This window comes from Paenibacillus donghaensis (assembly GCF_002192415.1).
GTDB classification, from domain to species: Bacteria; Bacillota; Bacilli; order Paenibacillales; family Paenibacillaceae; genus Paenibacillus_AQ; species Paenibacillus_AQ donghaensis.
Window position 1 is genome coordinate 7,401,748 of the sequence record NZ_CP021780.1, and the last position, 13,113, is coordinate 7,414,860.

The 13,113-nt window shown below is 49.1% G+C and carries 13 protein-coding genes; 10 read left to right on the forward strand and 3 right to left on the reverse strand.

Going from position 1 to position 13,113, the window contains the following annotated elements:
* Nucleotides 1–160 precede the first annotated feature (160 nt).
* The 3 genes from B9T62_RS33545 (at nucleotide 161) to B9T62_RS33555 (ending at nucleotide 2,061) form a co-directional block, all read left to right on the forward strand.
* Nucleotides 161–418: a helix-turn-helix domain-containing protein gene (locus B9T62_RS33545; RefSeq protein WP_211296382.1), complete on the forward strand. Its 258-nt coding sequence runs from the start codon at nucleotides 161–163 to the stop codon at nucleotides 416–418.
* A 27-nt stretch (nucleotides 419–445) separates the two neighbouring features.
* Nucleotides 446–1,393, forward strand: a complete 948-nt coding sequence (locus tag B9T62_RS33550) for a DUF1861 family protein (protein ID WP_087919213.1) — start codon at nucleotides 446–448, stop codon at nucleotides 1,391–1,393.
* Between the two features lie 68 nt (nucleotides 1,394–1,461).
* The gene (locus B9T62_RS33555) at nucleotides 1,462–2,061 is read left to right on the forward strand and encodes a 50S ribosomal protein L25 (RefSeq protein WP_157794111.1); all 600 of its coding nucleotides are present in this window, start codon (nucleotides 1,462–1,464) and stop codon (nucleotides 2,059–2,061) included.
* Between the two features lie 95 nt (nucleotides 2,062–2,156).
* Here B9T62_RS33555 and B9T62_RS33560 read toward each other — a convergent pair whose 3' ends face one another.
* Nucleotides 2,157–4,478 carry an ATP-dependent helicase gene (locus B9T62_RS33560; protein WP_087920528.1) on the reverse strand — a complete coding sequence of 774 codons (2,322 nt, stop codon included), beginning with the start codon at nucleotides 4,476–4,478 and terminating at the stop codon, nucleotides 2,157–2,159.
* A 1,856-nt stretch (nucleotides 4,479–6,334) separates the two neighbouring features.
* On the opposite strand from B9T62_RS33560, the gene B9T62_RS33565 reads away from it, so the two are divergent.
* From B9T62_RS33565 to B9T62_RS33580, 5 genes are all read left to right on the forward strand, one after another.
* Nucleotides 6,335–6,622, forward strand: a complete 288-nt coding sequence (locus tag B9T62_RS33565) for a hypothetical protein (protein ID WP_087919215.1) — start codon at nucleotides 6,335–6,337, stop codon at nucleotides 6,620–6,622.
* Nucleotides 6,623–6,633: 11 nt separating this feature from the next.
* Entirely contained in the window at nucleotides 6,634–6,729 is a 96-nt protein-coding gene (locus B9T62_RS41965; protein WP_144424572.1) for a hypothetical protein, read from the forward strand.
* A complete protein-coding gene (locus B9T62_RS33570) occupies nucleotides 6,730–6,888 on the forward strand; it encodes a YvrJ family protein (RefSeq protein WP_081758636.1) in 159 nt (52 codons plus the stop codon). It begins immediately after the preceding gene.
* Between the two features lie 4 nt (nucleotides 6,889–6,892).
* Nucleotides 6,893–7,090 carry a helix-turn-helix domain-containing protein gene (locus B9T62_RS33575; RefSeq protein WP_087919216.1) on the forward strand — a complete coding sequence of 66 codons (198 nt, stop codon included), beginning with the start codon at nucleotides 6,893–6,895 and terminating at the stop codon, nucleotides 7,088–7,090.
* A 150-nt stretch (nucleotides 7,091–7,240) separates the two neighbouring features.
* Nucleotides 7,241–7,825: a lysozyme gene (locus B9T62_RS33580; protein ID WP_087919217.1), complete on the forward strand. Its 585-nt coding sequence runs from the start codon at nucleotides 7,241–7,243 to the stop codon at nucleotides 7,823–7,825.
* A 99-nt stretch (nucleotides 7,826–7,924) separates the two neighbouring features.
* On the opposite strand, the gene B9T62_RS33585 is transcribed toward B9T62_RS33580, so the two are convergent.
* Nucleotides 7,925–8,524 carry a hypothetical protein gene (locus B9T62_RS33585; RefSeq protein ID WP_087919218.1) on the reverse strand — a complete coding sequence of 200 codons (600 nt, stop codon included), beginning with the start codon at nucleotides 8,522–8,524 and terminating at the stop codon, nucleotides 7,925–7,927.
* 1,045 nt (nucleotides 8,525–9,569) lie between these two features.
* Here B9T62_RS33585 and B9T62_RS33590 point away from each other — a divergent pair.
* Together B9T62_RS33590 and B9T62_RS33595 are read left to right on the forward strand one after the other, a co-directional pair.
* On the forward strand, nucleotides 9,570–10,382 hold the full coding sequence (locus B9T62_RS33590) for a DUF6492 family protein (RefSeq protein WP_087919219.1): 813 nt from the start codon (nucleotides 9,570–9,572) through the stop codon (nucleotides 10,380–10,382).
* A gap of 81 nt (nucleotides 10,383–10,463) precedes the next feature.
* Entirely contained in the window at nucleotides 10,464–11,819 is a 1,356-nt protein-coding gene (locus B9T62_RS33595; protein ID WP_169834470.1) for a sugar phosphate nucleotidyltransferase, read from the forward strand.
* 136 nt (nucleotides 11,820–11,955) lie between these two features.
* Here B9T62_RS33595 and B9T62_RS33600 read toward each other — a convergent pair whose 3' ends face one another.
* Entirely contained in the window at nucleotides 11,956–12,834 is an 879-nt protein-coding gene (locus B9T62_RS33600; protein ID WP_087919221.1) for a Cof-type HAD-IIB family hydrolase, read from the reverse strand.
* Between the last annotated feature and the right edge of the window lie 279 nt (nucleotides 12,835–13,113).

A 13,113-nucleotide genomic window follows, 5' to 3' on the forward strand; every position in this document is an offset into this window, starting at 1 on the left:
TAAAGCAGGCTTTATTTTCTATAGGGAAAGGTATTAAATTATCTGAATATACAAATGTTGCAAATAATTTCCTGCCCATACTATACCATGACCATTTTTTCTTGTCAATTTTGTTGACTGACCCTGCATCTCCCTTTATATTGATGGTGGAGGTGAAGGAATGCCGGTTATACGAAGCAAATTAAGTGAGGTCATGCAGCAGCATGATCCCAAACTATCGATCCGCAAGCTGGCCAAGGATGTGAATTATCACTTTGATTCCGTTCGGCGTATGTATAAGGATGAGATGGTACAGTATCCCCGCGATTTATTGCTGAAGCTATGTTTATATTTCAATGTTCAGCCAGGGGAGCTCATTCGAATCGAAGCGGATGAAGCGAGCGATAGTAGTGATAGTAGCGATAGTACGATAGAGTGAATGGGACGAATTTGAGGGAGGACGGCAATGACAAGCAACCTGATCAAGCCGGAAACCTGCGAGCAGCTGCTGGATACCTTCTATGCCAAGCTGCGTACCACACAAGTGAAGAAGCTCGTTTTTAGCGGAGTAGGCAACCGCGACGTTTATAATATCACAGCCCCGTTTAACTACGGCGGGGAGGAAGTCCTGCTTGGAAGAGTGGAGGAGCGGTCTAGCGAGTTCTCGCAAGTCTTTTTCTTCACCTGTGAGCATGAGGTCTGGAGTCCACGCATACATACCCATACTTACAACCTGCAGGACCCCTGCGTCACTATGATCAATGGTGAATTAATAGTGGGCGGCGTGGAGGTGATTACAGCACCCGATCAGCCGGAAGTCATCGTATCCTGGGTAACGCAGTTCTACCGGGGTCGCGATATCGATTCCCTATGCCATTTCTCGTCCGGTCCCGGGACCATGAAGGATATCCGCCTGATTGAACTGGCCGACGGCCGGATTGGAGTATTCACAAGACCACAAGGTATAAGAGGCGGAAGAGGCCAGATCGGCTTCACAATTATTCGCTCTCTTGAGGAGCTGAACGAACAGACCTTCGCAGAAGCCGATCTGCTGAAAGACCAGTTTGTTCCCGAGGAGTGGGGAGGGGCCAACGAAGCCCACTTGCTGAGCAACGGTCATGTGGGGGTGCTGGGCCATATCGCCTGTATGGACAATCAGGCGCACAAGCATTATTATTCGATGGCCTTCTCCTTGAATCCGCAGACGCTGGAGACCACTCCGATCAAGATCATCGCGACCCGGGGTGATTTCCCGGTGGGGCCGGGCAAGCGGCCGGAACTGAAGGATGTTATATTCAGCGGCGGCTTGATCCGCTCCGGCAATGGACGGGCAGTTCTGTCCGTAGGAGTAAGTGATGCTGAGGCGTATCAGATTGAGATCCCTGATCCTTTTATTGAATATGAGCTAAATTGACTAGATTCTATGGTCATGTTATAATAACGTGACAAGAATTTATGGTCGAAGAGAGCGGGAACTCAATAATGAGCAAGATTATTCAACTGAACGTGCGTGCAGCCGGAACCAAGTCGGACATGAAGGCAGCCAGACATGCTGGACGTATTCCGGCAGTGTTGTATGGTGTCGGTAAGGAAACGGTGTCTGTGGAAGTGAATGAGAAGGAAATGCTTGAGATGCTGCGCAAGAACCCCCGGGCTATTCTGCAGGGCAAGGTATCGGATGAGAAGGTTGTGCCGGTGATCGTGCAGAATATCCAGAAGGACAGTATGTCCGGCAAAATCAAGCATATCGATTTCCAGCACGTGAACATGTCAGTAAGCATGGACAGCAATGTGACGATCCATTATGCTGGAGAGCCTGTCGGTGTGAAGAACGGCGGCGTTCAGCAGGTAGAGATCTATGAGGTTCAGGTCCGTTGTATGCCAGACGTCCTGCCGACTTCCATGGAAGTGGATATCAGCGGCCTCGATGTTGGCGGGCAGCTGCTTGTTTCCGATCTGGTCTTCGTCGATGGCATCGAAGTTCTGACCGATCCAGCCACAGTTATGATCCAGATCAAACTGGTTCAGGAAGAAGTTGAAGAAGATGCAGCAGCACCTGCTGCGACCGTAACTCCGGCTTAATTATAATCCCCACATGAATAACCCCTTACAGAAGCAGCGTTTGGATTCATCGCGATGAATCCAAACGCTGCTTCCTTGTAAGGGGTTGTTTCGCGTTATACCGGGACCTCCCGGGTGCCTTGCTCCATCGGAGAGCTGCACAGCGGGCAGGGCTTGGAGGGCAGATGATCCTCGGCTCCTCCGGCCTTGCGGCGTGTCCAGCCCGGACACTTCCTGCCGTCCTTGCCAGCTGTGCCGGTGCAGGTCCAGACAGGGATGGAGTGGGTTCTTGCTGTGGCACTTCGGGTGGACGGAAGCGCGCGCGCCGTAACGGGTCTGCTTGCCGTTGCGGCGGCTGCCGCCGCAGCCGCCAAGGGAAAGGCTGACAGCAGGAAGCGGGATACCTCCGCTTTTTTGCCGCGGTGCTGGGCAGGGGAGCTGATGAACAGCTCTTCCCTGGCTCTGGTGACAGCGACGTAGGCGAGTCTGCGCTCCTCTTCCAGAGCTGCTGCCAGCTCGGGCTGCGGGGTGCCGCCGGACCCGTTCTTTCGGTCCTTCAGCCGTTCGCCTTCCAGGGCGGAGCTGTGGGGAAGGATACCCTCAGACGCACCGATCAGAAAGACGACAGGGAACTCCAGCCCCTTCGATTTATGAATTGTCATCAGCGCAATCCGGTTGCCCTGCTCCCCGCCTCCCGGCTGGCGGTGCTGTTCACTCCGTTCCGTAATATGAGTGATAAAGTCGAGAAACGCGGGAATGGTGTCGAACCGCGCCGCCGAGGCCTCCAGCTCATCGAGCATTTCCTTCAGCATCTCGCGGTGTAGCGTGGCCTGCTGCCGTTCGTTCAGCTCAATGAAATAATCGTAGAACTGGCTGCGGATCTGCCGGATGGCTTGCAGCGGGGTCAGTCCGCCCATATTACGGATCAGGTCCAGCCGTTCTCTCAGCTTGCCGGCTTTGAAGTCCTCCATGCCGGGCAGCGATAGCAGATGAATCAGCGGCCCCTGTTTCGGCTGCACGGCTTCCATCCGCCGGATATGCTCCATGCCTTTCTCCCGGTTCATATACAGGGTGGGCAGAATATTCTCCATCGCGGAGAAGTTGCGGCGGTTCAGCGACAGCCGCAGATGGTCCAGCACCGGCTGAATCAGCCAATGTTCGTACAGCAGCTGCCCTGCGCCATAATCGATATAAGGGATATCGCGCAGCAGCAGCAGCTCCAGGATCGCCCGGTTGCTGCTGGTCGCCCGGTACAGCAGGGCGAAGTCGCTGTATTCCCGTCTGCCGCCCGCCACCTCGCCCACGATATGCTCCACCATCTGCTCGGCTTCCTCGTCTGCCGTCTGCGGCCGCATATAGCGGGGCGGGTTTCCGCTGCCCTTCGCCGCCTGCAGGGTCTTGGAGCGCCGCCGTTTGTTGTGGCGGATAATGCTGTTCCCCAGCCCCACAATGGCGGGGCCGGAGCGGTAATTGATGTCCAGCGTGATGACCTTAGCCTGCGGATACAATTGTTCGAACTCCAGAATAAATTCGCTGCGGGCGCCGTTGAAGGAATAAATCGTCTGGTCATCATCCCCGACCACCATCAGATTCTGCTGCGGATGGGCGATCATCTTCACCAGATCATATTGCAGCGCATTGGTATCCTGGAATTCGTCTACCATGACGTATTCATAGGTCTGCTGCAGCTCCCGCAGCAGGTCCGGCCGCTCCGTCAGCATCCGGTAGGCGATCAGAAGCACATCGTCGAAATCGATCCGGGCATGCTCCTGCTTCCACTGCTCATAGATGGCGAGCACCGCCTTCATCTCCTGCTCGGCGGGGGTCGCTTCCGGCAGATCCGCCGGATGAATCTTATTCATCTTGTGAGCGGACAGCCAGGATAGCAGGGTCTCCGGCGGATAGGCATCCTTCGGTAGTCCCAGCTCACGCATAATCTGCTTCAGCAGGATATGCTGGCGGCGTGTCTCCTGGAAGATTTCCTGCGAAACCCCCTGCCTGCGCAGGAAATAGAGGAAAAAGGAGTGGAAGGTGCGCGCCTGCAGGCGCTGCGCATCTGCCGGGTTCACCCCGGGCAGCCGCGTGATCCGCTCGCGCATCTCGGCAGCGGCCTTGCTGGAGAACGTCAGCAGCAGCAGACGTCCGGGCGAGATGCCGCGCACGGACAGCAAATAACCGGTTCTGCAGATCAGAACCGAGGTTTTGCCGGAGCCGGCGCCAGCCAGCGTCAGCAGCGGCCCCTTGCCATGCCGCACCGCTGCAATCTGCGGGCGGTTCAGCAGGATGCCGCCCTGCTCCAGGCGGCGGAAATAGGCGGCGTCGCCGTCGCCCGGTCCGACCAGCTCCCGGCTGGTCTGGGCTGAGGCGACCGCTGCCTGGGGAACCCGTTCCGCGGCTGCGCCGCGCGGGTTATTTTGAAAGAATAGCTTGCTGTTCAATAGGTTCACCTTCGTTTATCTCTTGAAATCGATTTAGTTGCAAAAGTGCATCTAAATCGCGATTTTTTTCCGTTTAGGAGGAAATAGATGCAAAAAGGCATCTAATTTCTCTGTAATTCCTATTACTGGGAAAATAAGTACGAATCTGCAACTATTTTCGAGTAAAATGATTGTTTAAAGCTCAGAATCCGAAATTAGATGCGTTTTTGCACTTATTTGCTCTAAAACAGAAAAAAATCTTCTAATTAGATGCAGATTCGCAACTAATTCGGTGTGGATTGGACTTATGTGGCGATCAGACTTTGATGCTCCTATTATATTGGGTTCTAAGTAGTAACCAGATTCGGACCTATTCTATTCGCTCGATTAATGGGAGTTCAACTGAAATTAGTTGCACTTTTGGTTACTACTTAGGTTTTCCTTTTTTTTCATATGTTACTCGTCCGAGCCTGTCATACCACACTGCGCGACAAGGAGGCTAAGAATAACAAATAAAGGCCGTCGCCAGTAACCAGTGCTTAACTTTAAGACTACTAACGCCCCCAGGAGCCCCTATTTGCTGTAAAAAGGCTGTTTTGCAGGTTTAACGGACTCAGGAGCCTCTATTCAGGAAAAAACCCACTAGTTAGGGCTTGTTTTTCTGATATAGCGGCTATGCGGTCCGCTAGACTCCAAACCATCACAGGAATGCGGAAATAGGAGCTATGCGGTCCGCTAGGACGTGAGTTACCTGAAGTTCGGGTGGGGGAGAGTTTGGGTTAAGGTAACGCGATCCTATAACATTCTCGAGTAAACTTCTACATCTCGCAGGGTTCCTAAGTAGTAACCACTTTGGCATCTATTGGCGTTCGAACGTTCCAGGGGAACAGCCTACCCCTCGTTGTGACCTAATTCGCCGGACTTTTACTCACTGTAATCTAGCCGATCTACAATATACCATTCTTGCCCGATTGCTGCACATATAATGCTAATTTAAAATACTGCGGATGGGGATCATTTTACATAATATTAAGATATTCTGGACAGTGAAGATATAAAGAAGCTTTTAAACACAACATAAGAACCCCTAATCCATACTACTATTTTAAAAAAGATGCTCAGGATCAATAGAGTTTAGTGGCCATTGATTAATCAAGTTTCCCCACTGGGGAAACTTTTTTGCTTTTTAGAATTAGGAGTAGTCCGCATCTGAACTGGCTGTAGTAAAACGAACTTTGTATTGGGCACAAGACGGTATCAGTATGTCGCTAAACAGTGATAGCACTTGGGCAGCACAAGCAGATACCGAAAATATGCAAGGTCGAACTCTTTCTAGAGAAAGAATCGGCCTAGTATATAGTAATACTAATAATGGGACGCTCTATCTCTCCTTTTTTTATCCCACTGCATGCGCTTACCTCATCTACAAAATCTCTTGAATGAACACCGTCAATTCCTTCATAAACACTCCTTTCATCCCTCTTTTCAGTCAGAGAAAATTTGACCTCTACTTCACCAAAAAACCTCATAAAAAGAAATGAATGTCAGTAATATCAGTTCCCTTTTGGTTGTTATTACCCTCGAAATTTCCCTACCTACATATAATATAAATACTAGAGGGGGAAAAACCATCGTTGAAACAGAGTGAGTATAACCGTTACAAAGCTGAAATTTATCGCATTTGGCGGAGGTTGCAGTATCAGGCGAGTAAGCTCAAAAGGCAAGATTATTTGCTTCGTCGCTATATTTTGTATCCAGTATACTTATGATATTTGGGAACATTTGTTCTTTTTTTGATAAAAGGTTGTAAAAATATTACTTCATATCTCTTTATTAGGTAGGAGCGATCTCTTCAACAAAGGAAGGGGGGTCTTATATTGGAAAAGGATGATGAGGTAAATCGTCGTTTTATCAAGTATATGGCCAATCTTATTCACTATAACTCTATCAATTATGACAAAAAGAGACGAATGAAGGACAGCCGATTCCCGCTGACTTTAGACAACGATGAAAACCTAGAATCTGTCTTACTTACTGTTCATGATTCAGAATCTGTGCCACCAAATTTAAAAGATCACATTACGGATCACTCCCTTTATCAAGCTTATGAATCCCTCTCAGCACAACAAAAACAGATTTTATCTTTTGCTTACGTACAAGCCTAAATGACAAGGAAATAGCCAGAATATTGGGAGTATCCCAACAAAATGTCTCGAAACACCGCTTAAAAGCTCTAACTAAATTGCGTAGCTTAATAACGGAAGGGGGATGAATGATGACGGAGGGTGACATTGCTACTTTTATTGCTAATTTAGGCTTCCCGATTGCAATTACTTTGTATCTACTTATTCGTTTTGAAAAAAAAATATCTGATCTAAGCGATGCCATTAATGGCTTGAAGAATGAAATACAAAAAAACGTAAAGCGGTGATTTTATGTTGGCCGAACTTTTAGTACAAGCACAGCAACACCACGATCAGGAGGCAACATTACATATCCTAGAATCTTTCACACCAAAGATCAAAGCCTCCTTGCGACAAGTACCCGCCAATCATCGAGATGATTTAAAACAGGAACTCTATGTCAAAATGATTGAGGTTATACAAACTTTTGATATTAGTGAATTGAAATAAAATTTGGAGAGTGGTTGTAAATAAAGAGACTCATTTCTCTTTATACATATGTGAAGGCAATACGGCATTGCAGAAAACTTGGGAATGGTGCTCTGTCTATGATTCCTCCTTATTGTTCTTCTACTAATATTAATTACAGGAGTGATTATTATGGCAAATCTAGGCACTGGTGGAGCAAACCTTATCAAATCGCATGAGGGATTTTCCTTGAAATTTTATGGAGATCCTGTTGGGTATCCAACAGTTGGATGGGGACATCTGATAACAAATACTAAAACATATACTAGAAATACAACAGGTAATCCAAATACGTCTCTTCTATCCCAAGCACAAGCTAATGCTTTATCAAGCTCTTTAAATCTAGGTTATACTTCACCAATTTCTCAGTCTAAGGCAAATACTTTTTTTGCTGAAGATACTGCAAAGGCTGTAACGGCAGTGAATAAATTGAATCTGAATTTTTCACAATCTCAGTTTGATGCACTGGTTTCGCTCACCTTTAATGGAGGTTCTGGGGTGCTAGCAACCGATGATGTACAAGCTATGCTTGCCAATGGTCACATATATCCAACTTTTATTGGTCCATTGACAACAGCTCAACTTGATACTTGTTCAAAATTGGTCAGCAAAGCATTTTCATATGACAGAAAATTACAAAGACGAAGAAATGAAGAAGCAACTTTATTTTGTAAAGGCATGAAGTATACTCACAAATATCCAGTATACACACTGTAGTTTAATCGTTTTACGACATAAACAAGAAAGGTCAGCCTTTAGGCTGACCTTTCTTGTTTAAAAAATTATATTCACAGGCATTTTCAGAATCGCATTCATTTAATCAGTAATTTTTTTAAGCTCAAAAATAGTTGCCTCTGATAACAAGATAAGCCTATCGTTATTAACAACAAAAAAAGTTACACTTACAGGTATTCTAAGTTTTGTAGAAGGGTCACTTATACCTATTACTTTTAATACATCATTTATCTTTAAGTCTGGGATATCTATTTTATATGATCTATAAAAAGAGTCAGAGTTATAGCATGTCTCTGTAATCTCATATAATGGATTTTTTAGTTCATATTGATATTTCTTATAGTTTTTAAGTCCTTTTGATGAAAAAAAGTCTTTTTCGATGATAATTTTATCTCCAATAAATTTTTGCCCTGTGGGATATTCAGAAGCATCATTATATGAATTTGCAAATCCTAAATGCTTCTCAACTTTCCAAGTTCCATAGAAATATTTTTCAGTTTCACTATCCAAATTTATACTTTCTAGATTACAATGTTCGGATGTGTTTTTTGGAATAATAGACTCTTCCGTTTCAGGTTTAGGCTCATTAGAAGTATTTGGATTTGATGTCGTTTCAACATTTCCACAAGCCGATGCTAGCATCAACATTATCATAATACAAGCCAATAATGTTTTTTTCATATCTCACACTCCTACTATAAAGTTATGTTTTCGCATGTTTACTCGCTTGCTAACTGAATTAATCCCCGATTGGATTAAATCTCCTGTTCCATCGTTTTTATTCACCATGTGCCTAAAAGCTACTTCCATACAGCGAGTAATCCTTCACTGCTGTATAACAAATGGGGCGATACTTTTTCTTTATTTTCCGATGCCTTTATCATTTTTCAACACTATATCCCTCTTTCATCTACCTAGCAGAAATTATATCAGAGCAATTGAAGCGATGAATGACATAAAATTAACATTATTTACGAATAAAGTTAAAATTGTGTTAACGAATCTCAAACATCACTTCAAGCAATATAGTTCACATCGATCCAGAATCTTCTTGGGCTATCTCATTCAATTTTTTGAATTAACTGACTCATTCGTCCCTAGGACACACCGATCAGCTCACCCCATTTTTACCTTATTATACCATGATGCTTATAGCTCTATCGCCATGATAAGCATTGCTGCCCATAGAACGTTCGGGTCTGACATGCTGCTGGCAAGTTGACCATGATACCAACGTTCGGGTTTTAAACAAAAATATGCTAGCTGCAGGAGCTGGCCGGGGATTCAAACTGTCTTAAAAACCGAACGTTACTTTTCCATCCTAAAAGTCTATGTAATTCATTTGGATCAAACACTTCTCGGTTCCGCTTTATCATTTCAACAATGGCCGCTGCTTTCCCGGCCAACAGAGACTTATACTCATCTAACGTCTCGCGGCCGCCGCTCTCCCAAACCCTAGTCACAAAAACGGCTGGTCCACACACAGTCACCGGGGCCGATCCATAGGACAGCGTAAAATTCACCAGCTTACCGGTGAGAGCTGCCGAATCACCTACAGCAAGGTATAGATCTTTGCCAAGCTTGGAACAGGATCAATAGAGTTTAGTGGCCATTGATTAACCTGTGCCCGCCACAGCAGGACATCCGCATCTTTTTACGAAGGCCCATGCTCTTTCGGGGCAGGGTTCATATCCTATAAGCAAATTCATAATCTGGAGATGAACCTATGCCCTCGTCCCATACTGCCCAAATTAGGCATGCCGTTACGATAGATGTGCTGATTCCTGCGATTGAGAAGGATTTGGTTACCCTGCCCTACGTCGTTGATGCGCTCAGAGAACAGGTGAAGCACCCGATTGGGCGTATTTTGATTGTTGCTCCGCGCAAGCAGCGGCTGCTGGATTTCTGCCGTGACAAGCATTGTACTTTTGTTGATGAGAACACCGTGCTGCCGATTTCCAAAAAAGACATCCATTACCGCTCCCGCACCTGGGAACGCTCGGGCTGGCTGTTCCAGCAGCTGCTGAAGCTGAACGGTGACAAGCTGTGTACCGCTGACTATTTTCTGGTCATTGATGCTGATACGGTCCTGATCACGCCCCACCGGTTCCGTTCGAACGGCAGAACCCTCTTCTACAGCCGGAGCTGGAGCCAGCCGGAATATTTCGTCACCTACCGGAAGCTGATGGGCCGCAAGGCATCGTGCGCATCCTCTTTGGTGACCCATTATATGCTGTTTGAGCGCAGCAAGCTGGCCCGGATGAAACGGGAGATCGAAGCGAAACATCATATGCCCTGGTATTCCGCGATCCTGCGCAGCATCAACCGGAAGAAGCAATTTGGCTTCTCGGAATTTGAAACGTACGGGAATTATCATTATTCCACCGACCGCGGGGGGATGAAGATTCTGAAGGCGCGCAACAAAGGGCTGCATCTGAACGTGGGGCAGCTGTCCCGGAAGCGGCTGAAGGGGCTTGCGGCACAATACCGCTCGCTGTCTTTTCATAAACGCAAGGATTATACGAGGGCAGCGAAGTGACCAGGCGATCGGCAGGCAGCGGCGGCAGTCAGGCCGGTGGCTGGAATGTCCGGCCGGCTGCGGCGGAAGGAGAGGATGAGCATGCAGGTTGTGCTGCTGTCGGGAGGATCGGGTAAGCGGCTCTGGCCGCTGTCGAACGAGGTGCGCTCCAAGGCTTTTCTGAAGCTGCTGCCCCGGGAGGACGGGGGCCTGGAATCGATGATCGAGCGAGTGTGCCGTGAGCTAGACAAGGTAGGGCTGCTGGCTTCCAGTTGTATTGTGACGCACCAGACCCAGGTTGAGATTACCCGCAAGATGATCGGAGAGCCCATTCCACTGCTGGCCGAGCCGCATAAAAAAGGAACCTTCACCGCAGTGGCACTGGCGGCAGCTTATCTGCATTCGGTGCATAAGGCTGATCCCTGTGAGATCGTTGCCGTCCTGCCCGTCGACTCCTTCACCGAGCCAGCGTTCTTCCAACAGCTGGCCTTGTTTCCGGCCTTGCTTGCACAGTCGCAAGCCGAGATTGCCCTGCTGGGTGCCGTTCCGCAGCACCCGTCCACCCAGTTCGGGTATATCGTACCCGAAGAGGCCCGCGGCTCTGCCGCTTTCCTGAAGGTAGCGAGGTTCGCCGAGAAGCCGGACGAAGCTGTGGCTGCAGAGCTGATCGCCTGCGGCGCGATGTGGAACTGCGGGGTATTCGCCTGCAGGCTCGAATTTCTGCTCCGCTGTATGGAGCAGAGGGGGCTGCCGGAAGGCTATACAGAGCTGCTGGAGCGGTATCCGCAGCTGGAGGAGCGCAGCTTCGACCGTGAGGTGCTGGAGGTTACGGGGAGCAAGATAGTTATCCCTTACAATGGCCACTGGGAGGATATCGGCAGCTGGGATGCGTTGGCTCCCCATCTGGCGGGCAGCGTCATGGGAGAAGGAAAGATCTCGGAGGATTCGGCAGGGACTTATCTGGTCAATGAGCTGGGTTGTCCCGTGCATGTAATTGGTGCACCTGGCCTGATTGTGGCCGCAGGGCCGGACGGGATACTGGTAGCCGGGAAGGCAGAGGCGAAGCGGATTAAAGAGCAGAGGAGCGGGCTTAAGGCGAAGCCGATGATTGCCGAACGCAGGTGGGGCCATACACGGATTCTGGACTACTCGCATACGGCGGAGGGAGCAGAGCAGACCACCTCCAGAGTTACGCTGCTGCCCGGCAGGCATACGAGCCGCCATCTGCACCGCGGGACGGTGGAGCTGTGGTCGGTGCTGTCCGGACGCGGTGAATACCAATTGGGTGATGCCGTTCATCCGCTCGTCGCCGGAACTACTGTAAGGGTGCCCGTAGGCCTGCCTCATGCGCTGCGCGCCGTGACGCAGCTGGAGCTGGTGGTTGTGGAGATCAGTGATCCGGCTGCTGCAGAAGGCGAGGATATCGTGCGGCTTGCCCACGGGTGGGTGGATGTCTAGCTGCAATCTTCAAGACAGCATCCGAATAACCCAAATAACCAGCAAGTCTCAGGCGCCCCTGAGCTTGCTGGTTATTTGGCTTGCGGTTCAGGACCGCCAGCCCGGGGCAACGCAGCTGGACAACAAGCCCTATGCTTCAACTTAGCTGCTGCCGCGCTTGACTGAACAGATGCCTGAAGCCGGCAGCCACGCCGTCCTCCGCGTTGCTGAGGGTAATGAAATCGGCGGTCTCCAGCAGAATCGGAGCTGCATTGGCCATGGCGATCTTATATCCGGCAGCCTCAAACATCGGCAGATCATTATAGCTGTCGCCCATAACGGCAACCTGCTCCAGCGGGATGCCGTAGTGCTCAGCCAATGTGGCTACACCGGCGCCTTTGTTGGCCTCCTTGTGGTTAATCTCAATGTTGTTGATATGAGAAGCTGTGATGATCAGATTGGGGATGGCGGCGAACCGGGTGGAGGCTTCCTTCAGTACCTCATGGTTCAGCGAGAAAGCAAGCGTCTTATAGATCAGATTCGCTTCCTTGCTCCAGACCTCTTCCATACGCTCCACATAAGTAACGGCTGCCTGCTGGAACTGCTGGTCAATCATGGCCTTCAGCAGCCAGCGGACTTCTTCGGGCACTTCATCGTTCGTTAAGGAGGACAGCTTCTCCAGCCTTACCCGCTTGTCCAGCTCGACGTATACGTTATCCTGTGTGTAGACTTCATAATATAGCTCCGGGCTGTCATTCATCCAGCGCAGCGCAGGGATGATATCCGCTTTATTCAGCGGCCGGCTTGCCGCGATGGTTTGGTCGGACAAGGTGACTACAGCTCCGTTGAGGCTGACCACGGGGCATTCCAGCTCCGCGATCCGCAACTGACGTTCCGCATCCATGTAAGAGCGGCCCGTGGCAATGATTACGATATGCCCCTGTCTCTGGGCCTCCACAATCGCCTCGCGGTTTGCGGGGCTGATCAGGCCTTTCTCATTCAGCAGCGTTCCATCCATATCCAGTGCAATCAGCATGATGTACATTCTCCTTCATATCGCAGTTGTCCCTCGAAGGGGCGTGAAAGTCCCTTGGAATAATAAGAAAGTATAAGTTTCAGCTGATTCTTCATCCTTATATTTCTCGCAGAAACGGAGGCCTGAAAGCGATACGTAGTATCGCTGCTTCGGAAGCATAGGCTTTGCAGAGGCCGGCGAAGCCGTTTCTACTTGTATTTTATCATTAATTCTCTGAAACTAATAATTGCTTTCATGAAAAAGCTCGTTGCTGCCGTGGCACAGAGGAGGGTGTATTTT

Coding starts and splice junctions, on each gene's coding strand:
- B9T62_RS33545 (WP_211296382.1), top strand. CDS start 161: ATGCCGGTTATACGAAGCAAATTAAGTGAGGTCATGCAGCAGCATGAT.
- B9T62_RS33550 (WP_087919213.1), top strand. CDS start 446: ATGACAAGCAACCTGATCAAGCCGGAAACCTGCGAGCAGCTGCTGGAT.
- B9T62_RS33555 (WP_157794111.1), top strand. CDS start 1,462: ATGAGCAAGATTATTCAACTGAACGTGCGTGCAGCCGGAACCAAGTCG.
- B9T62_RS33570 (WP_081758636.1), top strand. CDS start 6,730: ATGATGACGGAGGGTGACATTGCTACTTTTATTGCTAATTTAGGCTTC.
- B9T62_RS33575 (WP_087919216.1), top strand. CDS start 6,893: ATGTTGGCCGAACTTTTAGTACAAGCACAGCAACACCACGATCAGGAG.
- B9T62_RS33580 (WP_087919217.1), top strand. CDS start 7,241: ATGGCAAATCTAGGCACTGGTGGAGCAAACCTTATCAAATCGCATGAG.
- B9T62_RS33585 (WP_087919218.1), bottom strand. CDS start 8,524: ATGAAAAAAACATTATTGGCTTGTATTATGATAATGTTGATGCTAGCA.
- B9T62_RS33590 (WP_087919219.1), top strand. CDS start 9,570: ATGCCCTCGTCCCATACTGCCCAAATTAGGCATGCCGTTACGATAGAT.
- B9T62_RS33595 (WP_169834470.1), top strand. CDS start 10,464: ATGCAGGTTGTGCTGCTGTCGGGAGGATCGGGTAAGCGGCTCTGGCCG.
- B9T62_RS33600 (WP_087919221.1), bottom strand. CDS start 12,834: ATGCTGATTGCACTGGATATGGATGGAACGCTGCTGAATGAGAAAGGC.